Below are 23,656 nucleotides of genomic sequence, written 5' to 3'. Positions count from 1 at the left end.
GCGTTACCAGCCTGGAACGAGTTCTGTCGCGCGTACCTGCCGGAGCCGCTGGTTCGCTAGAATTGGCGCGGAAGCCTGCGATATGGTGACAGGAGTGGGCATCGACAGATTGTCGAGGCTTTCAACGATGTGCTGTGCCAGCGCATCGACAATGGCCGAAGGCTTCGTATGACCGCGCATGATACCGATGCCGAATTCCGGCAGGCGGCCAAATCCGTCCGCTTCCGTCAGGACCCGCATTCCGGGACGCAAGGCGCATTCCGGTAATATGGAAACGGCAAGGCCAGCCAGCACGGCGGCAGCAAGCACCGTCGCCGACCAACTGGTGAAGAGAATGCGGTAGTCATGATGCTTGGAGTTCAGCGCCTCGATGGCCGCTGCCCGCCAGATGCAAGTCGGGCGGCCGACGGCGAGGGGAAGGACGAGTTCTTCATGCACATTATGATGCGCTGAGGTGACCCAGAGCAGCTGTTCGCTACGCACCACCTCGGAACGCCGATGCTCGTCGCACTGGGTTACCAACGCAAGGTCGAGCTGACCCTTGCGGATCATCTCATCGAGATTGACGGTCGGTTCGCAGACAACGGAGAGTTCCACGCGCGGATTGGAGCGCGAAAACCGCGCCATGATTTCGGGCAGGAACCTGTCGGCATAATCATCGGGCGTGCCGATGCGGATGTGACCCTGCAACTGCGTATCATCAAAAGCTGCGATGGTTTCATTGTTGAGCTGCAGCATTCGTCGCGCATAGGCCAACAGGCGCTCGCCGTCTTCGGTCAGCCGGTTCGTACGGCCGTCCCGTTCGAAAAGTGCCTTTGAAACGCGATCTTCGAGCCTGCGCATCTGCATGGAGACGGCTGACTGCGTCTTGTTCACCTTGTCGGCAGCCTTGGTGAAACTGCCCAGATCGGCGATGGCCGTGAAAGTCTGCAATTGGTCGAGATCAAGCGGTGCGTTCATAGCGGTACTCCCCTATGGTTGATCCATCATTATTATTGAACGTTTACATTAAAAACATTCGTTTGAATAATCAATTTTTATGGATCATTCTGCAGATGTTCAGGAAGCGCCAGTGTCTGACGACCTTGTCAGGAGACGCTAAGCGTGGTGCGTGAGAAATGGTTTTCGCGCGGTTTAACTTTCTTGATCAGCGCCATTCAAAAGGAGTAACGGCGATGACGACGACAACGAAAATGACTGAAGTAACTGGTTTCACTGGCTCGATCGCAGCTTTTGCGTCGCAGGCTGCCAACTTTGTCACCCGAATGATCGTCGCTCGCCGCAATCGCAAAACGATTTTGAGCCTTGGCGAATGGAGTGATGAAATGCTGCATGACATTGGTGTCACGCGCGCTGATCTGCATTCGGCTATTGGCACTTCACTGCTCGATGATCCGAGCGAGAGGCTGGGCGCATTGGCTGATTTTCGCAACCGCGTTCGCGCCGCTCGTTCCATCGTCTAGGCTGACGAGTTGACTGTTTAGCAGGCGCCCATTCACGCCGGAATCCCCTCCCGGCGCCCCGCCTGCCTCCTGCCCGGCCCACATTGCATATGCAAGGTGGCCGGGCTTTTTCTTTTCGCCGTTCAGCGGTTGCGGTCCATGCCCCGCAAATATTGATCGAAGATGGATTCCAAGCCCTTCTGATACTGATCGTTGGCTTGCTTGCCGGTATCAAACATCTGCCCGAGGATATCCTTCAGCGGATTGTCCGAAGGAGCAGGAGGAGGCGCGGTTCTTTGCTGGGCCTTCGGCTGGGGTGCCTGCGGAGCCGGAGCCTGCTGCGCGCCACCACCAAATATCTCCCCGAAAATCTGACCGAGAGGGTTATCCCCAAACGGATTTTGCCCTTGTGCGGTGTCTTGAGGTGTATCGTCCTGTGGAGCTCTGCTGCGTGGCGTTGGCGCTTGCGGTGTAGCGGCGCCGGGAATACCACCGCGCATCATTTCCTCGAAAATCTTGCCAAGCGGATTGTCGCCAAAGGGATTTTGCCCTTGTGCGGTGTCTTGAGGTGCATCGTCCTGAGGCACCCTGCTGCGCGGTGTCGGAGCTTGTGATGTCGCGCCACCGGGAGTGGCGCCCTTCATCATTTCTTCAAATATCTTGCCAAGCGGATTGTTACCTAGTGGATTGGTTTGACCTTGCGGCTGCTGGCCGGCGGCACCTCCGCCAAACATTCCTTCGAGAATTTGACCCCACGGATTGGCACCCGCTCCGGGTGCACTTTGCTGGGGCGCGGATGGCTGCCCACCACCTTGCCGCATCATTTGCTCGATGAGGTCGCCAATGACATTGCCACCACCAAGACCGGCGGCCGCAAACTGGCCGGTCGATTTCTTGTACAATCCTCCCATCATCATCGAGGCGACCACTGGCAGCATCTGCTTCAACGTGGCGGCGCCGACACCTGCTGTCGTTGCGGCATGATCCGCTACGGCGCGCGACAGGTCCTTCGAACCGAAGAGCTGGCCAAGGATATAATTGCCATCGGCAATACCCGATGGATTGAAGGCGGCTTGCGGATTATCAAAATAATTGACGTTCTGGCCGGACGACAGAGCCTGGACGAACGCGCCAAAGCCCATCGGATCGGCGGCATTGCGCTGCAGGCCCTGCGAAAAGGCCGGCATCAGCGCTTCGAGGGCGGCAACTGTCTGCTGCTGGGAGAGATTGAATTGGCGGGAGAGGGCGTCGATGTTCTGGCCCCCTTGTCCCTTCAGAAACATATCTACGAGATTCATGGCACCGATCCTCCATCGCGCTGAGCACGATGGAAGATTAGCGCCGCAGTGGCGCAGACTTCAATCTTTTTATGGGCTTAGAAATACTCGGCCAGATTCTTGCGGATTCGCTGCAAGGGGTCGATTGCCGCATCGCCCGGTTCGAATTTCCGGTTCGTGATCGTCTCATAGGCGTGGATATAGACCTTGGTCGTGGCATCGATCACGTCTTCCGGGATCTCCGGGATATCATCCTTGTAGGGATCGCAGCGTTCGACGACCCAGTTGCGGACGAAATCCTTGTCGAAACTGACCGGGCGCTTGCCGGGCGCATAGCTGTCGGCAAACCAGTATCGGCTCGAATCCGGCGTGTGGATCTCGTCCGCCAAGACGATGTTGCCGTCGCTGTCCGTACCGAATTCATATTTCGTATCGGCGAGGATCAGACCACGGCTAGCAGCAATTTCCTGGCCGCGGGCAAAGAGTTTCAATGCATGGCTCGAGACTGTTTCCCACTGCTCCTTGGTCAGCAGATTCTGAGCCAAAATGGCATCCGCCGTGAGGGGTTCGTCATGGCCGCCGTCGAATGCCTTGGAGGTCGGGGTGATGATCGGCTCGGGCAGCTTTTCATTGTCCTGCATGCCATCAGGCAGGGTGAAGCCATACATCTCGCGCTTTCCGGCCCTGTAGAGCGTCAGGATCGACGTTCCGGTGGTACCGGCAAGATAGCCGCGCACGACGATCTCGACGGGCAAAATGGTCAGCTTGCGGCACACAAGGACATTGGGGTCGGGATATTCGATCACGTGGTTGGGGCAGATATCCTGCGTCTGCTCGAACTGGAAACGCGCAGTCTGGGTCAGGACCTGCCCCTTCAGCGGAATTGACGCGAGAATCCGGTCGAAAGCGCTGATGCGGTCCGTGGCGATAATGATGCGCCGGCCATCCGGCAGATCGTAGTTCTCGCGCACCTTGCCTTTATAGTAGTTGGGCAACTCGGGAATATAGGCTTCGGACAGTGCTTTGTGTTTCGGCATGGCTCAGGAATCCGCGTGAAATGATGTGGACCCCGCATAACACATATGGCGGACAACGGGAGTCAAAATTGTCGAGGAATGGGGGGTCAGCGCCCGCCTGTCACGTCAAGGATCGCACCGGTCACATAGGATGAAGCATCGCTAAGCAGCCAGATGATGGATTCGCCAACTTCATCAGCAGTGCCTGGCCTGCCGAGCGGTGCGGTAACGCCGAGACGCTGCGCCCGGTCGGGCTGACCGCCACTGGCATGGATGTCAGTCTCGATCAGCCCCGGTCGAATGGCATTGACGCGGATGCCTTCCCGGCCGACTTCCTTGGAAAGACCTATTGTCAATGTGTCCATGGCACCCTTCGATCCGGCATAGTCGACATATTCGTTGGGGCCGCCAAGCCGTGCAGCTGCGGAGGACAAAAGGACGATCGAGCCGCCGTTGCCGCCACGCGAACGGGCAAGTTGGCGCACGCCTTCACGCGCGCAGAGGTAGGCGCCGAGAATGTTTACATCGAACATGCGGCGCATGCGCTCGATATCCATGTCCATCAGCTTCGATGCGGGAGCGACGATACCGGCGTTGACCACCACGCCGTCCAATTTGCCAAGCTCCGCAGTCTGTTCGAAAACCGAAATGACATCAGCCTCAACCGCTACATCGCCTTGAATGGCTTTCGCCTTGCCACCCGCGGCAATAACGGCGCTGACAACTTCATCGGCCGCGGCTTTATTGCCAACATAATTGACGCCAACCGACCAGCCCCTTTTACCGGCAAGGATCGCCGCTGAGCGGCCAATACCGCGGCTGGCACCGGTAATCAGAACCGTCTTGCTCATCGAGTGTCCTCCCGGATCGGTCAGTAGGCGTATTCGAGAAAGGCGGGTTCGACCGAACTGCCCCAGGCCGTATTATACTGCGACAGCATCTGCTCGGCCGATGTCGTGCCGCGCGCGACAACTTCCTCCAGCGAGGAAAGATAATGCGTCTCGTCAAAGCCTTCGCTGTTGAGCCGTGCGCGGTTCTTCAGGCCAAGACGCGAAATAGCCAGCACATCGCGAGCAATCTCGTGTACAGAGCGATTGCGCAACGTCGCCTGCAAGCCCTTTGCCGGCACCTCGTCGCGCAAGGCCTGGACTTCGGGATAGGTCCAGTCACGGGTCATTGCTTCCGCCGCATTCAAAGCCTCGGCATCATAGAGCAGCCCGACCCAGAAGGCGGGGAGGGCGCAAATACGCCGCCATGGGCCGCCATCGGCGCCGCGCATTTCGAGGAAGCGCTTCAGGCGCACTTCCGGAAACAGCGTCGACAGGTGATTTGCCCAGTCACCCATATTGGGCGTGCCCTCGGGAATCTCGTCCTTGAGCGCTCCGTCCATGAACTGCCGGAATGTCACATGCGTGCAGTCGTGATAACGGCCATGGCGCATGACGAAATACATCGGCACGTCGAGTGCCCATTCGACATAGTCGGCAAAGCCGAAATTTTCGTTGAAAATGAAGGGCAGAACGCCGGAGCGGTTGTTGTCCGTATCGCGCCAGATATTCGACCGCCAGGACAGGAGACCATTCGGCTTGCCTTCGGTGAAGGGCGACATGGCAAAGAGCGCCGTTGCGATGGACTGCAGCTTGACCGAGACCTGCATCTTGCGGCGCATGTCGGTTTCAGAGGAGAAATCGAGATTCACCTGGATCGTGCAGGTGCGATACATCATGTTCAGCCCATCCTTGCCGACCTTGGGCATGTAGTTGGACATGATGTTGTAACGCGATTTCGGCATCCGCGGCGTTTCCGCAAGCGTCCATTTCGGACTGCCGCCGAGGCCGAGAAAGCGAATGCCGAGCGGTTCGGCGATTTCCCGCACTTGCGCCAGGTGCGCATTGGATTCGCGGCAGGTTTGGTGAATCGACAGAAGGGGTGCGCCGGAAAGCTCGAACTGGCCGCCGGGTTCGAGCGAGATGGCGCCCTGACCGGTTGGCTCGACAAGGCCGATGATATTGCCCTCATCGATGATCGGCTCCCAGCCGAGCTTCGACTGCATGCCTTCGAGAATGGCGCGAATTCCGCGCGGGCCGTCATAGGGAACCGGGCTGTTGTCTTCCGTGTAGAACGGGAATTTTTCATGCTCGGTGCCAATGCGCCAGGCCGATTCCGGCTTGGATCCCTGCGCAAGATAGGCAGCCAGTTCTTCGGTACCGGAGATGGGTGTTTCGTCTGTCGTGTCGCGCGCCATGGATGGTGCTTTCCGATAAGATGAGATTGTTGCGCGTGATTGGCGGTTTTCGGTCAGGAGCGCAAGCAAATTTCGCTTATGCTCTTATCAAGAGAATTTGTAACTCACCAATCGCCGATTGTCGCCTGAATCAAAGCGAGCGCTGCAACCGCTGCCGTGTCTGCGCGCAGAATCCGCTGGCCGAGCGGGATTGCAGTGACAAAGGGCAGTTTGTGCAGGGTCTGGCGCTCCTGCTCGGAAAAGCCGCCTTCCGGTCCGATGAGGACGCCAAGCGGCCCGCGCGACAGTGATTGCAACATTGGCAGGGGATTGTGCGTCTCGTGCCCCTCATCGCAAAAGATGAGGCGGCGATCGTGGTCCCAGCCTTCGAGCAATTTTTCCAGCTTCACTGGCTCACGCGTCTGCGGGATCGCCAGCACCCCGCATTGTTCTGCTGCCTCGATTGCATTGGCTTCGATGCGCTCGATCCCGATACGTGCAACCTGTGTGTGCTGGGTAATGACCGGCTGCAGGATACCGGCGCCCATTTCCACCGCCTTCTGCACCAGATAGTCGAGCCGGCCCTGTTTCAGCGGGGCAAAACAATAGATGAGATCTGGAACAACAGGCTGTTCGCGCGTCAGTTCCAGTGGCTCCAGAAACAGTTTCTTCTTGCTTTCAAAGCGCAGCGCAGCGCGCCATTCGCCGTCGCGTCCGTTGAAGGCAAGGATTTCATCGCCATCCTTCATCCGCAGCACGTTGGCGAGATAGTTGATGGCTTCAGGACCGGTTTCGGCGCGTTTTCCCGCTGCGAGATCCGCGCTGATGTAGAGCCTCTGCATTTTGTAATTTGCACGCATTATGTATCCGGAGAAGGAGCGGTTCAGGAAAGTGGCGGCAGGCGGCGTTTGACCGGCGAGGACTTGACGATCGACGTGTTGGTCTCGGCCTTTTCCGCCAGGCGGTCAAGAATCGTATCGAGCTGTTCCATCGTTCGAAACTGCAGTTTTCCGATAAAGCAGTCATCACCGGTGACCTTGTCGCATTCGGTGATTTCCGGCGTCTCCTTGATCAGCCGTTCGACGATATGCAGCATGCCGGGCAAGGGACGAACGCGCACGATTGCCGTCAGGCTGTAGCCGAGAGCCACCGGATCGATGTCGACGGTGAACGAGCGGATCACCTTCTTTTCTTCCAGCCGTCGCAAGCGCTCCGATACGCTCGGCGAAGACAACCCCACCTTCTGGCTGAGCTCCTTTAGCGATATGCGTGCGTCGTCGATGAGAATCTCGAGGATCGTTCGGTCAAGTTCGTCGAGCATGGCTTCCTCGTAAGGTGGTTCGCCCCGTTTACCTGCAATATAAAGGTGAAGTGCGAATTTCGCCTTTCACAACATATATCAAATCCGGTGTCCGCCGCATAGTCTTCAGTCATTGTTGAAAGGGAGCGGTGACATGGAAAAGGATCTGTTCAGAGGCAGCGTCGAAATGACCGCCGCCATGATCATTTCAGGGACAATCGGGTGGTTCGTGCTGATGTCCGGTCAGCCAGTTCTGTCCGTCGTCTTCTGGCGCTGCGCCATTGGCGCGGTGACGCTGCTCGCCGTCTGTGCGGCATTGGGCCTGCTGCGCCCAGATGTGATTTCGCTAAAGCTGTTCGGCCTTGCCGTCATTGGCGGCGTCGCAATCGTGCTGAATTGGGTCTTGCTCTTCGCTGCCTATCCCCGCGCATCCATCGCCATTGCCACGACAGTCTACAATGTCCAGCCGTTCATGCTCGTCGGTTTGGGCGCCCTGATCTTCAAGGAGAAGCTCACGGTCACCAAGCTGTTCTGGCTGGGTTTTGCCTTTGCCGGCATGCTGCTGATCGTGCAGGCCAAGCCTGGCGGGACCTATAGCGGCTCGGACTATATGACCGGCATCGCTTTGTCCCTGGGCGCAGCCTTTCTCTACGCGATCGCTTCCATTGTGGCGAAGCAGCTCAAGGGTACGCCACCGCACCTCATCGCGCTCATCCAGGTGTCCGTTGGCATTGTCATGCTTGCGCCGCTTGCCGACTTCACCACCCTGCCGCAAGGCGCCGGAGAATGGATGAGTATCGTAACGATTGGCGTGGTCCATACCGGTCTGATGTATATCCTGCTCTACAGCGCGATCCAGAGGCTGCCGACGCACATTACCGGCTCGCTGTCCTTCATCTATCCAATCGCTGCCATTCTGGTGGACTACATTGCCTTCGGACATGCGTTGCAGCCGAGCCAGTTGATCGGATCCGCTGTCATCCTGATCGCCGCTGCCGGCACCAGCCTCGGCTGGACATTTCGCCGATCAGTTCCCGCGAGCATCAAGGCCTGACTACAAGCGGATGAGCGGGCCATAGCCCGCTCGCAGCGCCCGCACGGTCGCAGGCGGAGTAAGCAGCGAGACATTATTGGCGGGTGTCGGCGATGGCGCATAGCCTTCCCATGACCAGAGATGCATCTCGCCAGCCTTGACCAAGTAGGCGTTGTCGCCGCTGGCAATCATGGTGCCATCCGGTAAATCAGCGATCGAACCTTCGATACGATGACGCCGTTTGCCGCCTTTGGCGTCGAGCCTTTCGCCATGCAGGATCATATCCATTGCAGGGGCGCTCGGGAGGATGGTTTCATTGCCGGTCGCCCAAGCCGCCTGAAAGGTCTTTGCCCGTTGCCGCTGGCAATAGAAGCAGGGCCGGTGCCCCGCCGCCAGCGCCGCCGCCTCGTCAAAGAAGAACAGCTCGGTCCAGCTGCGGCGCGCCATCACCTCCCGCCGCACACCTTTGAATTCACAGACGCAGATGATCCAGGCTCTGGTCGTCCAGCGCCTTTTCAGCAAAGTCCGGGTTGTCGGGTCATGGATGATGCCGCGATTTCCCATCAACATGCCGCGGTGGGGGGATGCAACAATCTCGCCAAAGGGTGTGACACGGTTTTGCAGGGGCATTTGACGGCTTCCGACTCTCGAAGCCCCATGCTATCCGAGATTCCCAGTCATTGCGATCAGTCAGGCAGGCTTCATGCGCGTTCTCGTCGTTCAGAATTATCAGGATACCGGGTTAGGACAGGTCGGCCGGGCACTGGATGAAGCGGGTGCTACAATTGATCTGCGTCAAGCCTATCGTGGCGAAGTTCTGCCCGCCGATGATTCGGATCATGATGCGCTGGTCGTGCTCGGTGGCGATCAGAACGCTCTTGCTGATGACGATTATCCCTACCTTCCCGCCTTGGCGCGGCTCATCAAGCGCTTCGGCGACTCCGACAAGGCTGTTCTCGGCATTTGTCTCGGCAGCCAGCTGGTCGCGCGCGGCTACGGTGCAGAGAACCTTCTCGGACGTCCGACCGAATTCGGTTGGCATGAAGTGACTCGCACAGCCGAGGCGGCGTCTGATCCAGTTATGTCTGCGGTTTCCCACCGATTCCCGATTTTCCACTGGCACAGCGATACGTTTTGGTTGCCAGAGGGCGCCCTACATCTTGCTTCAAGCGCAATGACGGCAAACCAGGCCTTTCGTATCGGCCGCGCCGTCTACGGCATCCAGTTTCACTTTGAGGCCGACACTGGACTTGTCGAGGAGTGGACGGAGGTTTTCCACGATCAGATTGCGCGAAATCAAGCCGAATGGCTGAGCAACTACAAAGCTCATGTTGAACGCGATGGGGCGGCAGCGGATAGCGCCGGTCTCGCGCTTGCACGCGCCTGGGTTGCGCTGATCTAGGGCGCCGTCGACGATTCAGTTGCAACTCTGCAACAGCCCAGTTCTGAATCGGATTCCCGATCCGGATTCATGGGGAGCGTGTCTTTGATTCACTAGTTGGTAAGCATTGTGTCCTGTAGTGGCCCCACTGGTTAACTGGCAAGAAGCCAGACCAATATGAACAATGGAAACGCCCAAATGACCACCAAGAGTGCCGCTCTTTTGACCGCCGTAATGCTCTCCGCCATCCTCTTCATGGGCGCAGGGCTGTTTTCGGTCGATGCCGGTGGACATACGGTTTCCAGCGATGGCTACGGCATCAGCACAGCCTCGCGCTGAGATCAGTTTCTATACGCTTGCTTCCAGGAAAAATTTGTTTTCCGCGTCGATTGCAATCGCGCTGAGCCTGCCGCTGGCATAGGCGCCGGTGTCGAGATTGACCCGGTTTGCCCTGACTTCCACGTCGCTGACAGGCGTATGGCCATGGACGATGATTTTGGGGTGCGGATGCGTATTCTCCAGGAATTCCCACCTGATCCAGATCAGATCGTCGGGATCCTGCCGGTCGAGGTCGACGCCCGGCCGGATGCCGGCGTGACAAAAGAAGAAATCACCAAAGACCATTGAACGTCGCAGGCCGCGCAGAAATTGGATGTGAGACGGAGGAATGGCGTCGGCGAGCGCTTTCCGTCCGGCATAGACAGAGCCCGGATCGTTAAAATTGATATTAATGCCGTATGAGAGCGCAGTCTGTCGTCCGCCATTGCGTGCGAAAAGCCCATAAGCGTCGCCTGTGTCGAGAAATTCCAGCAGACCGATATCGTGATTTCCGGCCAGTGCCAGCATTCGGTGCGTCTTCTTCTGCAAATTCACCAATAGATCGAGCACACCTTTGGATTGGAGTCCTCGATCGATATAGTCGCCAAGATGCACGACAACCCAGTCAAATGGCGGTGATTTCTCATTCTCCGCCTGGATACGCCGGTGCATCTCCTGCAACAGATCCAGCCGGCCATGCACATCGCCGATGGCGTAGACACGCAATTTGTCCGGACCGCGCGCGTGCTTGAAATCAACGGTCTTCATTTTATATCCGACTCCCGCTGATTGCGCCGCAGGCGGGAGACATCTTGCCAGGCGTTGCTGCGCGCCGCTTCCCGTTGCGCTTGCTCGATGAAATCGATGTGCTGGCGGACGGCCGTGCGTGCTCCTGCCGGGTCCGACGCCATGATCGCGTCGAATATCGCCCGGTGTTGTGCAAGCAGCTTCGCCCGTGCACCGGGAAATCCATAAATCACCGTACGGTTGTAGAACACGTCATCGGCCAGTAGCCGATAGCAGGAGCGCAGCGTATGCAGGAGGATGATGTTGTGCGCGCACTCGCCAATGGCATTGTGCAACTCGACATCGAGTTCGGCTTCCCTCTTGAAGTCGTCTGTCTCGTAGGCTTCTTCCATGGCCGTCATGATGCGGCGGAGCAAAAGCCGGTCATCCTCGGTGGCACGCTGGGCCGCATAATCGGCGGCGATGCTTTCGATTTCGCGGCGATATTCGAGATAGTCCGCGGCCGCCTTGCGGTGGCTGGAGATGAGTTCCATCATGGGCTTGGAAAACACCTCGCCAATGACATCGGCGACAAACGTTCCGCCGCCATGCCGCGTCGTGAGCAGGCCCTTGGCTTCCAGTGTTTTAAGCGCGCTGCGCAGGATAGGCCGCGATACATCGAACTGTACTGAAAGGTCGCGTTCACCCGGGAGCCGGTCACCGACCCGCAAGACTCCTTCCAAAATCAGCGTCTCGATCTGGCGGACAATGTCACTGGCCGTGCGTGTAGACTGGATGCGGGCGAAGATGGGGGTGCTGCTCATGGATGAATCGATCCGCAGAAAACACTTGCAGCCATATCGTACCGGGAAAGAACGAAACTGGTCAATTAAATGATCCAATTTCTGAAGGGATCGTGGTCCTATTTGCCGCAGCCTTTGGTATGAGAAACGGTTGAAAGCGCAGCTCAATCCGTTCACGATCCTGTGACAGCCGATCAGCGAAGAAAAGACCGGTCAGGGGACGATGGGGAAGAGATTGAAGCCAGTAACAGCGCTTGCGAGCGCTGCACCGAGTCCAGGCGGTGTCATGGGATTTCCGGCACATGCGGAGCGCGCCATTGCGCTTGGCGAAGTGCATGCGCGGCCTTATCCTCTCGTCGACACACCCCGCCTGCTGATCCAGCTTGCCTTCATGACGGAAGGCGGCTCAACCGTCGATCACGCTGTCCTGGCCGAACTCAGCCGCAGTATCGGTATCGCGCCGCCGGCCCGCGATGCGCGTCACCACATCATGCCGTGGGGCAATGGCACGCTGCGCTGGGAGCGCCATACGGAGTTCTCCACCTATCTGTGGGAAGGTCCTGTGCCACGCAACGGCAGTATCGCCCAGCATCCTTTCGGCCATGGTTTCAACCCGCCCGGTACGGTGATTGACGGCGTGCGACTGGAAATCATCAAGAAGGACCGCAACGCTTCTGCTTTGATTTCGGAATTCGACCCGGCAAGCCTTTGCTACAGCGATGTCGAAAACGGCCTTGCCTCGATCGTCACCGATTTCCGGCAGGACGGCGATGGCATGACGCGGATACTCATTCTCGACAATGGCCTGTCGCCTGCCCGCGCGGGAGCGCTGTCACAGCGGGTCATCGAGATCGAGACCTATCGCACGCTGGCGATGCTGGGCCTGCCATTGGCGCATTCGCTTTCGCCGCGCATTCGGCGCATCGAGGACCGGCTCGCCGGTTTGACCAATGAAATGCGCGATTCGACGTCTGACAGCCACAAACTGCTCGATGAATTGACGTCGCTTGCGGCGGAACTGGAAGCCGACGCGGCGTCCAGTCTTTATCGTTTTGCCGCAAGTCGCGCCTATAACGGTATCGTGCTGGAGCGGCTGGCGGCGCTGCAGGAAGAGCCGGTTACCGGATATGAGACCTGGGGCGCCTTTATCCAGCGGCGCATGGCGCCGGCCATGCGTACCTGCCGATCGGTCAGCGGACGGCAGGAAAGCCTGTCCGAAAAGCTTTCCCGCGCAGCGACCTTGCTGCGCACATCGGTGGACGTTGAGCTTGAGCGCCAGAACCGTGACTTGCTCAGTTCAATGGACAAGCGTGCGCAATTGCAATTGCGCCTGCAGCGGACCGTCGAAGGGCTCTCGGTTGCAGCGATCTCCTATTACGTCGTCGGCCTTTTCTATTATCTCGCCAAGGGCGCGGAAACGTATATCCCCGAGCTACATGCCTCTGTGCTGACGGCGATCTTTGTTCCCATCGCGATTCTGGCCATGTGGTACGTCGTCAAGGCCATCCGCAAATCCCATGCAGAGGATTGATCAGTTTCGATCCCAGGGCGCGACCGGTCCGTATAGGGCGGCGAGGTAATCGATGAACAGCCGCACCTTGGCTGGCAGAAACTGCCGCGAGGGATAAACGGCATAGATAGCGATGTTGCGCGAGGCCGCATAATCTTCGAGGACGCGCACGAGAAGGCCAGCCGCAAGTTCCGGCCCGATATCCCAGGTCGAACGCAGCGCAATTCCAAGGCCACCGAGCACAGCCTCACGCACCACCTCGCTTGAGTTCGTGAGCAGCGGACCCGATGGGCGCCAGCTCACCGCGCCATAGGGCCCGACGAGGCGCCAAGGATCGCCATTGTGGGCAGCAAGGCAAATGTGGTTCTCGAGATCGGAAAAGGACTTTGGCGTCCCATGCTCTGCGACATAGCGTGGTGCAGCAACCAGAAAGCGCTCCACCGGAGCCAGCTTGCGCGCGACAAGGCTTGAGTCGGAGAGTTCGGCGATGCGGACGGCAAGGTCATAACCCTCGCCAACGATGTCGACGAATTCGTCGGCGAGGACGAGATTGACCGAAAGGTCCGGGTTGGCTCGCATGAATGGTTCCATATGCGGCGCGATATGCATACGTCCGAAAGTGGTCGGCACAGCGACCTTGAGCATCCCGTGCGCCTGTTCAGAACGGCGCGACACGAAGGCTTCCGCTTCTTCGACGCCTGACAGGATCGCCAGCACCCGTTCATAATAGCCTTGGCCGGTTTCCGTCAGGGCAATCTGCCTCGTCGTTCGCTGCAGAAGCCGCGTACCTAGCCGCTCCTCCAGACGGCGCAGCCGTTTGGAAACGACAGCGGGAGACAGGCCAAGCTCGCGTCCTGCCGCCGACATGCTTCCGGCAGAAACCACGCGCGCAAAAATTTCCATATCATTGAACTCGCTCATGCGCGCACTCTTTCCGGCGTGAGATGCCAAGGTCAAGTGCAAATGCTACGGTGTGAACTGCCGCATCTTTACAAGGCGGAAGCACAAGAGGTAAAGATAGTTTACCAGTGATGCAGGATCGCGCTGGCAGGGAGATTTCATGTCCGGATTGCTGATGCCAAAGGCCGATGACGCAACCATGTCGCGCCGTACAAGCATCGTTGCCGCTCTGCAGGCGATTGTCCCGGGCGAAGGCGTTGTCGATGCAACCAATGAAATGCGCGTCTTTGAATCCGATGCCTTGACCGCTTATCGCCAGCTGCCTCTGGTCGTCGTCCTGCCGCAAACGGTGCGCCAAGTCTCACTTGTCCTCAAATATTGCCATGAAAACAATGTGAAGGTGGTTCCTCGCGGCTCGGGAACGTCGCTTTCGGGCGGGGCCTTGCCACTTGAAGACGCGGTCCTGCTGGTTATGTCGCGCTTCAACCGTATTCTGGAGATCGATTATCCGAACCGGGTTGCCGTGGTGCAGCCGGGCGTGACCAATCTCGGCATCACCAAGGCCGTCGAGCATGAAGGCTTTTACTATGCGCCCGATCCGTCGTCGCAGATCGCCTGCTCGATCGGCGGCAATGTCGCAGAAAATTCCGGCGGCGTGCATTGCCTGAAATATGGCCTCACCGCCAACAATGTACTGGGGCTCGAAATGGTGCTGATCACCGGTGAAGTGGTGCGGCTCGGCGGCAAGCATCTGGATTCGGAGGGCTATGATCTTCTCGGATTGATGACAGGTTCGGAAGGGCTGCTCGGCGTCGTCACCGAAGTCACCGTACGTATCCTGCAGAAGCCGGCGACGGCGCGCGCGCTGATGGTAGGTTTTCCGACGAGCGAGGAGGCAGGCCAGTGCGTCGCAGATATCATCGCGGCAGGTATCATTCCGGGTGGCATGGAAATGATGGACCGCCCTGCGATTCACGCGGCCGAGGATTTCGTTCATGCCGGTTATCCGCTTGATGTCGAAGCACTGCTGATCATCGAACTCGACGGCCCGGTGGTTGAAGTTGATCATTTGATCAGCATGGTCGAGGCTATAGCCCGGAACAATGGTGCGACGACCTGCGTGGTCTCGCAAAGCGAGGAGGAACGCATGGCGTTCTGGGCGGGCCGCAAGGCGGCCTTTCCCGCCGTCGGGCGTATCTCGCCGGATTATCTGTGCATGGACGGCACTATTCCGCGCAAGGAACTGCCGAAAGTGCTGGCAGGCATGCGCGAACTGTCGGAGAAATATGGTCTTCGCGTTGCCAATGTCTTTCATGCGGGCGACGGCAATCTGCATCCGCTCATACTCTACGACGCAAACATTCCGGAAGAGTTGCATAAGGCCGAGGATTTTGGCGCCGACATATTGCGCCTTTGCGTCAAGGTCGGCGGCGTATTGACGGGAGAACACGGCGTAGGCGTGGAAAAGCGCGACCTGATGCCGGAAATGTTCAACGAAATCGATCTCAACCAGCAGATCCGGGTCAAATGCGCTTTCGATGACAAGCATTTGCTCAATCCTGGCAAGGTCTTTCCGCAGTTGCACCGCTGTGCCGAGCTTGGCCGCATGCATGTGCATCACGGTCAGGTGCCGTTTCCTGACATACCGAGATTCTAGAGCCCTTTGCGACCATATTGACCTATTCTGACGGAGGTATGTTGTGACAAGATCAAGCAAAGACGCGAAGACCCGCACTTTGCGTGCGGGCGAGTGGCTTTGCGCCGGAATTGGCGCAACAGGCCCCGTCCCTTCGGGTTTCCGGCTGGCGGCCACCCACTTTGTCAGGTGGCTTCGTCCGATGAACCACATCGACCTCGCCACCTTCCGCGTGGATTGTCTCGCCAGCCGAGAAACAGAATACGGCCAATCTGGCCGCAAAGGGCTCTAGGCCGTGACCATTTTTACTCCGCAGACCGAAGATGAAATCGTGGATGCCGTACAGTGGGCGCTCGCCGAGCAGGCGCCTGTCGAAGTTGTTGGTCATGGTTCCAAGCGCGATCTCGGCCGGCCGCTGCAGACCGAGCATACCATCGCCTTGTCTAACTACTCGGGCGTGACACTCTATGAACCTGAAGAATTGGTCCTCAGCGCCAAGGCGGGTACGCCCATAGCCGAACTGGAAGCATTGCTCGCCGCCAATGACCAGGCATTCCAGTTCGAGCCGATGGATTATGGCCCACTCCTCGGACAGCCTGCAGGGCAGGGCAGTTTCGGCGGGCTGCTTGCCACCAACCTTTGCGGACCTCGCCGCCTGAAATCTGGCTCCGCCCGCGATCATGTGCTGGGTGTACGCGTCGTTTCGGGTCGGGGCGAACTGTTCAAATCCGGTGGCAGAGTCGTCAAGAACGTCACCGGCTATGATCTGTCGAAAGGCATGGCAAATTCCTGGGGTACGCTCGGCATCGCCACGGAAATAACCTTCAAGGTCCTGCCTGCTCCGGAAACCGAAACCACGCTTGTCATTCGTGGTCTTGCCGACGACGAAGCTGCCCGCGCCATGGCGATTGCCATGGGCTCAAGCGGCGAGGTGGCTTCTGCCGCGCATTTACCGGGCAATGTTGCCGGGCGTGTCATCGACGGTGCGCTGAGTGGCGAGGCCTCGACGCTGTTGCGTCTTGAAGGTTTCGCACCGTCCGTCGCTGATCGCGCGACAATGTTGAAAGGTCTTCTGGCATCCGCCGGGACGATTGACGATATTTCCGGCGAGAGCTCCCGCAAGCTCTGGCGGGAAATCCGCGATGTCATACCGTTTGCCGATGGCACGGAGCGTCCGGTCTGGCGGGTGTCGATGGCGCCGATGGAGGCCTACAAGCTTGTCGCTTCCTTGCGCATGGGTGCAGCAGTCGATGCCTTTTATGACTGGCAAGGCGGTCTTGTCTGGCTGCGCATGGAAGGCGAGCCGGAAGCGGAAGCAGTGCGAGCGCTGATCCAAAAATATGGCGGAGGTCATGCGACCCTGGTTCGAGCGCCGATAACCGTGCGTGCCGCGCTGCCTGTGTTCGAACCGCAGCCGGCGCCGCTTGCTGCCTTGTCGAAGCGCCTCAAACAGCAGTTCGATCCGAGCGGAATATTGAACCCGGGCCGCATGGTCGCAGGAGTATAGACGTGCAGACAAATTTCACCCCCGAGCAGTTGCTGGATCCCGGTGTCGCCGAGTCGGAAAAGATCCTGCGCAAATGCGTCCATTGCGGTTTCTGCACCGCCACTTGCCCGACCTATGTCACGCTTGGCAATGAACTCGACAGTCCGCGCGGGCGCATCTACCTGATCAAGGACATGCTGGAAAATGGTCGAGCGGCGGATGAGCAGATCGTCAGGCATGTTGATCGCTGCCTGTCCTGCCTCGCCTGCATGACGACCTGCCCCTCGGGCGTCAATTACATGCATCTGGTGGACAATGCCCGTGCTCACATTGAGAAGACCTACAAGCGCCCGGTGATGAACCGCCTCACGCGCGCTTTGCTGGCTCTTGTCCTGCCCTATCCCGGCCGTTTTCGCTTTGCACTCAACGCTGCAAGGCTTGGCCGTCCTTTCGTACCGCTGTTCAGATCCGTGTCGGCGTTGAAGCCGGTGGCTGCAATGCTCGAGCTTGCACCCAAGTCCGTTCCCGCGAAATCGCGCTTTGCCGAGCCCGGCTCGCATGCACCTCAGATAACGAAAAAGGCCAGGGTTGCAATTCTTACCGGCTGCGCCCAGCCGGTGCTGAAGCCTGGCATCAATGAAGCGACGATCCGGCTGTTGACACGGCTTGGCATCGAAGTGGTCGTGCCAAAGGGCGAGGGGTGCTGCGGCTCACTGGTGCATCATATGGGCCGTGAGGACGAAGCGCTCGGCGACGCCCGCCGCAATGTGGATGTCTGGACGCGCGAGCTTGATGCGGGCGGTCTCGACGCGATCGTGGTAACGGCGTCGGGTTGCGGCACGACGATCAAGGATTACGGCTACATGCTGCGGCTCGACCCGAACTACAAGGACAAGGCGGCGCGTGTTTCTGCGCTGGCCAAGGATATCACCGAATATCTGACGACACTCGACCTGCCTGCACCAAAGCAACCGGCAGGCTTGACTGTTGCCTATCACTCGGCCTGTTCGATGCAGCACGGACAGAAGATCACGCGCCAGCCCAAGGATTTGCTTAAAGCGGCAGGTTTCATCGTCAAGGAGCCAGCTGAAGGGCATCTGTGCTGCGGCTCGGCCGGCACCTACAATATCATGCAGGCAGAGATTGCCCGTACCCTGCGCGATCGGACGGTGAAGAACATCGAGGCAACGGGCGCGAGCCTCATCGCCACCGGCAATATTGGCTGCATCACCCAGATCGCCAGCGGTTCCAAACTGCCGATCGTGCACACGGTGGAACTGCTGGATTGGGTCTATGGCGGCCCGAAGCCGGAAGGCGTTCCTTCACCCAAACCATTCCTGCACGCGGCCGAATAAATAAAAAGGGCAGCGATTCCGGTGAACCGCTGCCCAGTTTCCCGGCACCGCCCCCGGTGCCGGCCCCCATTAACTCTCACATCACGACGACTCTCGTGCCGACATTGACCCGCTCATAAAGGTCGGTAACGTCTTCATTGCGCATGCGGATACAGCCGCTGGATACGGCATGTCCAATTGTCCATGGGGCATTGGTGCCGTGAATGCGATACAGCGTCGAACCGAGATAGAGCGCGCGCGCACCAAGAGGATTGGCGACACCGCCTTCCATATGTGCCGGGATGTAGTGGCCCTTGCGTCTCTCGCGCTCGATCATAGATGCAGGTGGATTCCAGTCAGGCCACTCGGCCTTGCGGCTGATCGTATTGGTCCCGGACCAGCCGAAGCCTTCCTTGCCGACGCCGACGCCATAGCGCTGTGCCGTACCGCCCGCTTCGACGAGGTACAGGAAACGTTGCGATGTATCGATGACGATGGTTCCGGGCTTCTCCGGACCATCATAAGCCACGGACTGCGGCAGGAATCTCGGATCCATGCCCCGCTTTTTCGGCGGCTGATCGCCCGCCGGTGTATCGGGGTGTTGGAACGACACCTCCCGGACAGCCGGATTTGCGACGGACTCCCTGCGCACGATGCGGCGGTCGCGCTGCTTGATCGTGCCGCGCGCAGGCGGCTCGCTCAGGACCAGGCGGTCGCGAATATTCGCGGACGTTCCGACTGGCCTTTGGCGCAATTGCATCACCCAGGGTGCCGACAGATCCGGGCTCATGACCACCGGCGGTCTTGTTGCGTAGCGCTCGCTGGCCATCGCGCTGCTGGTAAAGGTAACGGCCAGGCATGATACCAGAAGCAGATATGCAGATTTCATCGGGTCTATTCTCAAGGCAACAAACACTGCTGACAGGATTTGTCAGTTTTCGGATTGAGTTTGCCTGCGCTGAGGTAGAAAAAAGTGAATCGAGATCAATAAAATGCGATTCTTTGTCGAAACCATTTGGTGTGGTTACCGGCGGGTTTGCAAATCTGGTTAATGTTTGGAAAAAGGCAGGCGATATGCAAGACGATACTCCGGTCAAGACTGGCCTGATTACCGGCGAGGACGGCGATACCCGCTGTTTCTGGCCGGGCACACTGCCGGAATACGTGCATTACCACGACCATGAGTGGGGCAGGCCGGTGACGGACGATACGCGGCTGTTCGAAAAGATCTGCCTCGAAGGCTTTCAATCGGGCCTGTCCTGGCTGACCATTCTGCGCAAGCGCCAGAATTTCCGCGAAGCCTTTGATCGCTTCGATTATCACCGTATCGCCCGTTATGGCGAGAAGGATGTGGAGCGGCTGCTCGGCAATGCAGGCATTATCCGCCACCGTGGCAAGATCAATTCCGCGATCAACAACGCCAAGCGCGCCATTGAACTCGTCAAGGAAACAGGCTCGCTCGCTGCTTATTTCTGGCAGTTTGAGCCACCGTCAGATGAGCGTCCCAAGATTGTCGACTATCCCACACTCATTGCAAACCCGACATCCCCAACTTCGATCCGCCTGTCCAATGACCTGAAGAAGCGCGGCTGGAGTTTTGTTGGTCCAACGACGATGTATGCGCATATGCAGGCGATGGGCCTCGTCAATGACCATATCGAAGGCTGCAAGTGCCGCCAGGAAATCGAAAAGCTGCGCGCGAGCTTCAAACGTCCCAAATGACGTTCAATCCTTGCCCTTGAAGCCTTGATAGTCTAGAGCAAACCCGCTCCGGCAATCGCTAGAATTTCAAAGGTTTGGATCATCATCATGGCAACAAAGGCAGACAGGGTAAAAGCGCGACTGCCGCGCGGTTTCGTGGACCGTGTGCCGGATGATCTGCGCGCTGCCGAAAAGATGATGGCGGAAATCCGCAAGGTCTATGAGCTTTATGGCTTCGAGCCCGTCGAAACGCCGCTGATCGAATATACCGATGCGCTCGGCAAATTCCTCCCCGATCAGGACCGCCCCAATGAAGGCGTGTTCTCGTTTCAGGACGATGACGAGCAATGGCTGTCGTTGCGCTACGATCTGACAGCGCCCTTGGCGCGCTATGTCGCCGAAAATTACGAGAGCATTCCAAAACCCTATCGCAGCTATCGCTCCGGCTGGGTGTTCCGCAATGAGAAGCCGGGCCCGGGCCGGTTCCGCCAGTTCATGCAGTTCGACGCCGATACGGTCGGCGCGCCCTCCGTCTCGGCGGATGCGGAAATGTGCATGATGATGGCCGATGTCATGGAAGCACTGGGCATCAAGCGCGGTGACTATGTCATCCGTGTCAACAACCGCAAGGTTCTGGACGGCGTGCTGGATGCGATCGGCCTTGCCGGCGATGAAAATGCAGGAAAGCGCCTCACCGTGCTGCGGGCGATCGATAAGCTTGACAAGTTCGGCGTGGATGGCGTGCGCCTGCTGCTTGGCGCCGGCCGGTGGGACGGCGGCAAGGAAGGTGAGGGCGATTTCACAAAGGGCGCCGGGTTGGATGAGGATGGCATATCCAAGGTTCTAGCCTACCTTGGAACCGCCTTTCGAGAGGGTAGGCCCGATCTTATACAAAGTGGAGCAAAATCGCCCGTAGACCCATTTGGAGAGGGTACTTTTAGATCAAGTTCAATGTCGTTTGATGCTTGGCGGCAGGTGGTCGGTGAATCGACAACAGGCCAACAAGGAGTATCCGAGCTAGAGGAGCTTTCAGCTCTTTGTGTATCAGCAGGCTATGATGCCGACCGAGTGATGGTCGATTCTTCGGTCGTTCGAGGCCTTGAATACTACACTGGACCGGTTTTTGAAGCAGAACTTCTGGCGGAAATCCCCAATGAAGATGGCCAGATCGTTCGTTTCGGCTCGGTCGGTGGCGGCGGGCGTTATGACGGCCTGGTCTCGCGTTTCCGCGGCGAACCGGTGCCAGCGACGGGCTTTTCCATCGGCGTCTCGCGCCTGATGACCGCCTTGAAGAATCTGGGCAAGCTGGACACTTCCGATAATATCGGTCCCGTCGTCGTTCTGGTGATGGACAGGGATACAGTCAGCCTTGGCCGCTATCAGAAGATGGTTTCGGAGCTGCGGCAGGCCGGGATCCGCGCCGAAATGTATCTCGGCGGTTCCGGCATGAAGCCGCAGATGAAATATGCCGATCGCCGCGGCGCGCCTTGCGTCATCATCCAGGGCTCGCAGGAACGCGACAATGGCGAAGTGCAGATCAAGGACCTGATCGAAGGTGCGCGCCTCTCGGCGGAAATCGAGGACAATGTCACGTGGCGTGAAAGCCGCCCCGCGCAGATCACTGCCAAGGAAAGCGACCTCGTTGCCGAGGTTCGCAAGATACGCGAAGCGCAGGCCGAGGATCGCGCCAACGCATCGAAGGCGCAATAACCCCGGATGACCGCCTCCCGCGCCCCAGCCTTTTCCGGTGAGCTTGCCGCGCTGATCTCGGGGCGCGATGCCGAGCTCGTCGATATTCCGGTCATCCAGCCGGCCGACCAGTTTCTGGACATGGCCGGCGAGGACCTGCGCCGCCGGATTTTCCTGACCGAGAACGAAAACGGCCAGAGCCTTTGCCTGCGACCCGAATTCACCATTCCCGTTTGCCGCAATCATATCGAACGCAACGCGGCAACACCAAAACGCTATGCCTATCTTGGCGAAGTGTTTCGCCAGCGCCGCGAGGGCGGCAATGAATTCTTCCAGGCTGGCATCGAGGATCTTGGCGATGCCAACCGGGCCCGCGCCGATGCGCGTTCCCTCGCTGATGCATTGGCTGCGATCCGGCTGGTTGCTCCGCACGCGGAACTGGAAACCTTGCTCGGCGATCAGGCAATCTTCGAGGCGGTGCTGGCGGCGCTCGGTCTGCCCCGCGGCTGGCAGAAGAAGCTCGCGCGCGCCTTCGGCAATCCGGGGCAATTGAAAGGCTTGCTCGAAGACCTTTCCTCCGACCGGCAAAATGACACGCTGCCGGATCGTCTCGCCGCGCTTGTGGCAAAGGGCGACGAGGCTGGACTTGCTGCCGAACTGGAACAGGACATGCAGGCAGCCGGTATTTCGCCTGGCGCCGGGCGTGCGCCAATCGAGATTGCGCGCCGCATGATCGAGAAAACGACCCTCGCTTCGGTCAAGCTGCCTGCCAAGACAATTTCTGCCCTGGAAAGCTTCCTTGCGATCCGCGTTCCGCTGCAGTCTGCGGCCGGCCAATTGCTCACCTTCGCCCGCTCCAACGAGTTCGACCTCGGCCCTGCGCTGGAACAGTTCGAGGCGCGCGCCGCGTCGGTTGTAGAGGCAGGAATCGGACACGAGAATATCATCTATGATGCCGCTTTTGGCCGCCCGCTCGATTACTATACCGGGCTGGTCTACGAAACCCGCGCGTTGAAAAATACCGAACTTGGCGCGATTGTTGGCGGCGGACGCTACGACCGGCTATTGACCATGCTGGGCGCTGTCGGCTCCATTCCGGGTGTCGGCTTTTCGATCTGGCTCGACCGGCTCGAGCATATTGCCGAGAGTGCTCCAGGAGATGCGCAATGACCGTCACCTTGGCGCTTCCCTCCAAAGGCCGTCTGAAGGAACAGGCGCTCGAAGTGCTCGAGAGTGCTGGACTGAGCGTGATCCTGCCGAAGGACCAGCGCAATTACCGGGCGCAGGTCAAGGGCGAGAGCCAGATCGACATCCTGTTTCTCTCCGCATCGGAAATCGCTCGTGAACTTGGCTATGGCAGCGTCGATCTGGGTGTAACGGGGGAAGATCTGATCCGCGAAACCTTGTCCTCAACGGATGAACGGGTTCAGATCGAGGCGCGGCTTGGCTTCGGCCATGCGGATGTCGTCGTTGCGGTGCCGGAGGTCTGGTACGATGTATCGACCATGGCGGACCTCGATGACGTTGCTGCCGATTTCCGCCAGCGCCATGGCCGCCGGCTGCGTATCGCCACGAAGTACTGGCGGTTGACCCAGCAGTTCTTCTCACAGATGCATGGCATCCAGGTCTATCGTATCGTCGAAAGCCTCGGCGCTACCGAGGGCGCTCCTGCTTCGGGTTCCGCTGATATCATCGTCGATATCACCTCGACCGGATCGACTTTGCACGCCAATCATCTCAAGGTTCTCGAAGATGGCGTGATCCTGAAGTCGCAGGCCTGTCTGATTTCATCGCTTGATACTGCCGAAACCAAGGCGGTTGCAGAATTGTCGCAACGCATCAAGGCCGCACTGGCCAAGCGCTGATCGCTATCAACTCTC

General features: G+C 58.7%; 24 protein-coding genes. 12 read left to right on the top strand and 12 right to left on the bottom strand.

The annotated features are described in order from the left end of the window. Positions 1 to 3: 3 nt before the first annotated feature. On the bottom strand, positions 4 to 960 hold the full coding sequence (locus BLM14_RS14375) for a LysR substrate-binding domain-containing protein (RefSeq protein ID WP_100000022.1): 957 nt from the start codon (positions 958 to 960) through the stop codon (positions 4 to 6). A gap of 215 nt (positions 961 to 1,175) precedes the next feature. Between BLM14_RS14375 and BLM14_RS14370 the strand changes: the two genes are divergently transcribed. Beyond that, on the top strand, positions 1,176 to 1,463 hold the full coding sequence (locus BLM14_RS14370) for a DUF1127 domain-containing protein (protein WP_157929536.1): 288 nt from the start codon (positions 1,176 to 1,178) through the stop codon (positions 1,461 to 1,463). 122 nt (positions 1,464 to 1,585) lie between these two features. Here the strand turns inward: BLM14_RS14370 and BLM14_RS14365 are convergent, their stop codons facing one another. From BLM14_RS14365 to BLM14_RS14340, 6 genes are all read right to left on the bottom strand, one after another. Further along, positions 1,586 to 2,740, bottom strand: a complete 1,155-nt coding sequence (locus BLM14_RS14365) for a DUF937 domain-containing protein (RefSeq protein WP_100000020.1) — start codon at positions 2,738 to 2,740, stop codon at positions 1,586 to 1,588. 77 nt (positions 2,741 to 2,817) lie between these two features. Further along, on the bottom strand, positions 2,818 to 3,756 hold the full coding sequence (locus BLM14_RS14360; protein ID WP_100000019.1) for a phosphoribosylaminoimidazolesuccinocarboxamide synthase: 939 nt from the start codon (positions 3,754 to 3,756) through the stop codon (positions 2,818 to 2,820). An 86-nt stretch (positions 3,757 to 3,842) separates the two neighbouring features. After that, positions 3,843 to 4,586: an SDR family oxidoreductase gene (locus tag BLM14_RS14355; RefSeq protein ID WP_100000018.1), complete on the bottom strand. Its 744-nt coding sequence runs from the start codon at positions 4,584 to 4,586 to the stop codon at positions 3,843 to 3,845. A 20-nt stretch (positions 4,587 to 4,606) separates the two neighbouring features. Then, the gene (locus BLM14_RS14350; RefSeq protein ID WP_100000017.1) at positions 4,607 to 5,980 is read right to left on the bottom strand and encodes a glutamate--cysteine ligase; all 1,374 of its coding nucleotides are present in this window, start codon (positions 5,978 to 5,980) and stop codon (positions 4,607 to 4,609) included. A 104-nt stretch (positions 5,981 to 6,084) separates the two neighbouring features. Next, complete coding sequence (locus tag BLM14_RS14345) at positions 6,085 to 6,819, bottom strand: 16S rRNA (uracil(1498)-N(3))-methyltransferase (protein WP_100000016.1); 735 nt, start codon at positions 6,817 to 6,819, stop codon at positions 6,085 to 6,087. A gap of 23 nt (positions 6,820 to 6,842) precedes the next feature. Further along, a complete protein-coding gene (locus BLM14_RS14340; RefSeq protein ID WP_100000015.1) occupies positions 6,843 to 7,280 on the bottom strand; it encodes an Lrp/AsnC family transcriptional regulator in 438 nt (145 codons plus the stop codon). Positions 7,281 to 7,413: 133 nt separating this feature from the next. On the opposite strand from BLM14_RS14340, the gene BLM14_RS14335 reads away from it, so the two are divergent. Next, positions 7,414 to 8,313, top strand: a complete 900-nt coding sequence (locus BLM14_RS14335; RefSeq protein ID WP_100000014.1) for a DMT family transporter — start codon at positions 7,414 to 7,416, stop codon at positions 8,311 to 8,313. Here BLM14_RS14335 and BLM14_RS14330 read toward each other — a convergent pair whose 3' ends face one another. After that, positions 8,314 to 8,922, bottom strand: coding sequence for a hypothetical protein (locus BLM14_RS14330; RefSeq protein WP_100000013.1), 609 nt, complete (start codon positions 8,920 to 8,922; stop codon positions 8,314 to 8,316). It abuts the gene before it with no gap. 73 nt (positions 8,923 to 8,995) lie between these two features. Between BLM14_RS14330 and BLM14_RS14325 the strand changes: the two genes are divergently transcribed. Beyond that, positions 8,996 to 9,694, top strand: coding sequence for a type 1 glutamine amidotransferase (locus BLM14_RS14325; protein WP_100000012.1), 699 nt, complete (start codon positions 8,996 to 8,998; stop codon positions 9,692 to 9,694). A 177-nt stretch (positions 9,695 to 9,871) separates the two neighbouring features. Continuing rightward, entirely contained in the window at positions 9,872 to 10,012 is a 141-nt protein-coding gene (locus BLM14_RS31560) for a hypothetical protein (protein WP_165788435.1), read from the top strand. A 9-nt stretch (positions 10,013 to 10,021) separates the two neighbouring features. Here BLM14_RS31560 and BLM14_RS14320 read toward each other — a convergent pair whose 3' ends face one another. Further along, positions 10,022 to 10,759: a metallophosphoesterase gene (locus tag BLM14_RS14320; protein WP_100000011.1), complete on the bottom strand. Its 738-nt coding sequence runs from the start codon at positions 10,757 to 10,759 to the stop codon at positions 10,022 to 10,024. Then, entirely contained in the window at positions 10,756 to 11,541 is a 786-nt protein-coding gene (locus BLM14_RS14315) for an FCD domain-containing protein (RefSeq protein ID WP_100000010.1), read from the bottom strand. Before BLM14_RS14315 ends, BLM14_RS14320 begins: the two co-directional genes overlap by 4 nt. A 265-nt stretch (positions 11,542 to 11,806) precedes the next feature. On the opposite strand from BLM14_RS14315, the gene BLM14_RS14310 reads away from it, so the two are divergent. Continuing rightward, positions 11,807 to 13,051, top strand: coding sequence for a DUF3422 family protein (locus BLM14_RS14310; RefSeq protein WP_100000009.1), 1,245 nt, complete (start codon positions 11,807 to 11,809; stop codon positions 13,049 to 13,051). Here BLM14_RS14310 and BLM14_RS14305 read toward each other — a convergent pair whose 3' ends face one another. Next, the gene (locus BLM14_RS14305) at positions 13,052 to 13,951 is read right to left on the bottom strand and encodes a LysR family transcriptional regulator (RefSeq protein WP_100000008.1); all 900 of its coding nucleotides are present in this window, start codon (positions 13,949 to 13,951) and stop codon (positions 13,052 to 13,054) included. A 139-nt stretch (positions 13,952 to 14,090) separates the two neighbouring features. Between BLM14_RS14305 and BLM14_RS14300 the strand changes: the two genes are divergently transcribed. The 3 genes from BLM14_RS14300 to glcF all read left to right on the top strand — a co-directional run bounded on the left by BLM14_RS14300 (position 14,091) and on the right by glcF (position 18,407). After that, entirely contained in the window at positions 14,091 to 15,587 is a 1,497-nt protein-coding gene (locus BLM14_RS14300) for an FAD-linked oxidase C-terminal domain-containing protein (protein ID WP_100000007.1), read from the top strand. 274 nt (positions 15,588 to 15,861) lie between these two features. Next, positions 15,862 to 17,073, top strand: coding sequence for a glycolate oxidase subunit GlcE (gene glcE / locus BLM14_RS14295; RefSeq protein WP_100000006.1), 1,212 nt, complete (start codon positions 15,862 to 15,864; stop codon positions 17,071 to 17,073). A gap of 2 nt (positions 17,074 to 17,075) precedes the next feature. Then, entirely contained in the window at positions 17,076 to 18,407 is a 1,332-nt protein-coding gene (gene glcF / locus BLM14_RS14290) for a glycolate oxidase subunit GlcF (protein WP_100000005.1), read from the top strand. Between the two features lie 76 nt (positions 18,408 to 18,483). On the opposite strand, the gene BLM14_RS14285 is transcribed toward glcF, so the two are convergent. Further along, a complete protein-coding gene (locus tag BLM14_RS14285; protein WP_100000004.1) occupies positions 18,484 to 19,275 on the bottom strand; it encodes a L,D-transpeptidase in 792 nt (263 codons plus the stop codon). A gap of 185 nt (positions 19,276 to 19,460) precedes the next feature. On the opposite strand from BLM14_RS14285, the gene BLM14_RS14280 reads away from it, so the two are divergent. The 4 genes from BLM14_RS14280 to hisG all read left to right on the top strand — a co-directional run bounded on the left by BLM14_RS14280 (position 19,461) and on the right by hisG (position 23,641). Next, positions 19,461 to 20,108: a DNA-3-methyladenine glycosylase I gene (locus tag BLM14_RS14280; protein WP_100000003.1), complete on the top strand. Its 648-nt coding sequence runs from the start codon at positions 19,461 to 19,463 to the stop codon at positions 20,106 to 20,108. Positions 20,109 to 20,195: 87 nt separating this feature from the next. Beyond that, positions 20,196 to 21,797: a histidine--tRNA ligase gene (hisS, locus tag BLM14_RS14275; RefSeq protein ID WP_100000002.1), complete on the top strand. Its 1,602-nt coding sequence runs from the start codon at positions 20,196 to 20,198 to the stop codon at positions 21,795 to 21,797. Between the two features lie 6 nt (positions 21,798 to 21,803). After that, positions 21,804 to 22,946 carry an ATP phosphoribosyltransferase regulatory subunit gene (locus BLM14_RS14270; RefSeq protein WP_100000001.1) on the top strand — a complete coding sequence of 381 codons (1,143 nt, stop codon included), beginning with the start codon at positions 21,804 to 21,806 and terminating at the stop codon, positions 22,944 to 22,946. Then, positions 22,943 to 23,641: an ATP phosphoribosyltransferase gene (gene hisG, locus BLM14_RS14265; protein WP_100000000.1), complete on the top strand. Its 699-nt coding sequence runs from the start codon at positions 22,943 to 22,945 to the stop codon at positions 23,639 to 23,641. The genes BLM14_RS14270 and hisG overlap by 4 nt, the downstream gene beginning before the upstream one ends. The last annotated feature ends 15 nt before the right edge of the window (positions 23,642 to 23,656 follow it).

Source organism: Phyllobacterium zundukense (assembly GCF_002764115.1).
In the GTDB taxonomy this organism is placed as follows: domain Bacteria; phylum Pseudomonadota; class Alphaproteobacteria; order Rhizobiales; family Rhizobiaceae; genus Phyllobacterium; species Phyllobacterium zundukense.
The sequence above is the reverse complement of the archived record's forward strand: the minus strand, read 5'-3'. Positions and strand labels throughout refer to the sequence as shown.

What these genes read in the sequence shown, in the direction of transcription:
- BLM14_RS14325 (WP_100000012.1), top strand. Translation starts at nt 8,996, where the DNA reads ATGCGCGTTCTCGTCGTTCAGAATTATCAGGATACCGGGTTAGGACAG.
- BLM14_RS14350 (WP_100000017.1), bottom strand. Translation starts at nt 5,980, where the DNA reads ATGGCGCGCGACACGACAGACGAAACACCCATCTCCGGTACCGAAGAA.
- BLM14_RS31560 (WP_165788435.1), top strand. Translation starts at nt 9,872, where the DNA reads ATGACCACCAAGAGTGCCGCTCTTTTGACCGCCGTAATGCTCTCCGCC.
- BLM14_RS14320 (WP_100000011.1), bottom strand. Translation starts at nt 10,759, where the DNA reads ATGAAGACCGTTGATTTCAAGCACGCGCGCGGTCCGGACAAATTGCGT.
- BLM14_RS14305 (WP_100000008.1), bottom strand. Translation starts at nt 13,951, where the DNA reads ATGAGCGAGTTCAATGATATGGAAATTTTTGCGCGCGTGGTTTCTGCC.
- BLM14_RS14315 (WP_100000010.1), bottom strand. Translation starts at nt 11,541, where the DNA reads ATGAGCAGCACCCCCATCTTCGCCCGCATCCAGTCTACACGCACGGCC.
- BLM14_RS14280 (WP_100000003.1), top strand. Translation starts at nt 19,461, where the DNA reads ATGCAAGACGATACTCCGGTCAAGACTGGCCTGATTACCGGCGAGGAC.
- BLM14_RS14310 (WP_100000009.1), top strand. Translation starts at nt 11,807, where the DNA reads ATGGGATTTCCGGCACATGCGGAGCGCGCCATTGCGCTTGGCGAAGTG.
- BLM14_RS14340 (WP_100000015.1), bottom strand. Translation starts at nt 7,280, where the DNA reads ATGCTCGACGAACTTGACCGAACGATCCTCGAGATTCTCATCGACGAC.
- BLM14_RS14370 (WP_157929536.1), top strand. Translation starts at nt 1,176, where the DNA reads ATGACGACGACAACGAAAATGACTGAAGTAACTGGTTTCACTGGCTCG.
- BLM14_RS14335 (WP_100000014.1), top strand. Translation starts at nt 7,414, where the DNA reads ATGGAAAAGGATCTGTTCAGAGGCAGCGTCGAAATGACCGCCGCCATG.
- hisG (WP_100000000.1), top strand. Translation starts at nt 22,943, where the DNA reads ATGACCGTCACCTTGGCGCTTCCCTCCAAAGGCCGTCTGAAGGAACAG.
- hisS (WP_100000002.1), top strand. Translation starts at nt 20,196, where the DNA reads ATGGCAACAAAGGCAGACAGGGTAAAAGCGCGACTGCCGCGCGGTTTC.
- BLM14_RS14270 (WP_100000001.1), top strand. Translation starts at nt 21,804, where the DNA reads ATGACCGCCTCCCGCGCCCCAGCCTTTTCCGGTGAGCTTGCCGCGCTG.
- BLM14_RS14355 (WP_100000018.1), bottom strand. Translation starts at nt 4,586, where the DNA reads ATGAGCAAGACGGTTCTGATTACCGGTGCCAGCCGCGGTATTGGCCGC.
- BLM14_RS14360 (WP_100000019.1), bottom strand. Translation starts at nt 3,756, where the DNA reads ATGCCGAAACACAAAGCACTGTCCGAAGCCTATATTCCCGAGTTGCCC.
- BLM14_RS14330 (WP_100000013.1), bottom strand. Translation starts at nt 8,922, where the DNA reads ATGCCCCTGCAAAACCGTGTCACACCCTTTGGCGAGATTGTTGCATCC.
- BLM14_RS14345 (WP_100000016.1), bottom strand. Translation starts at nt 6,819, where the DNA reads ATGCGTGCAAATTACAAAATGCAGAGGCTCTACATCAGCGCGGATCTC.
- BLM14_RS14375 (WP_100000022.1), bottom strand. Translation starts at nt 960, where the DNA reads ATGAACGCACCGCTTGATCTCGACCAATTGCAGACTTTCACGGCCATC.
- BLM14_RS14365 (WP_100000020.1), bottom strand. Translation starts at nt 2,740, where the DNA reads ATGAATCTCGTAGATATGTTTCTGAAGGGACAAGGGGGCCAGAACATC.
- BLM14_RS14300 (WP_100000007.1), top strand. Translation starts at nt 14,091, where the DNA reads ATGTCCGGATTGCTGATGCCAAAGGCCGATGACGCAACCATGTCGCGC.
- BLM14_RS14285 (WP_100000004.1), bottom strand. Translation starts at nt 19,275, where the DNA reads ATGAAATCTGCATATCTGCTTCTGGTATCATGCCTGGCCGTTACCTTT.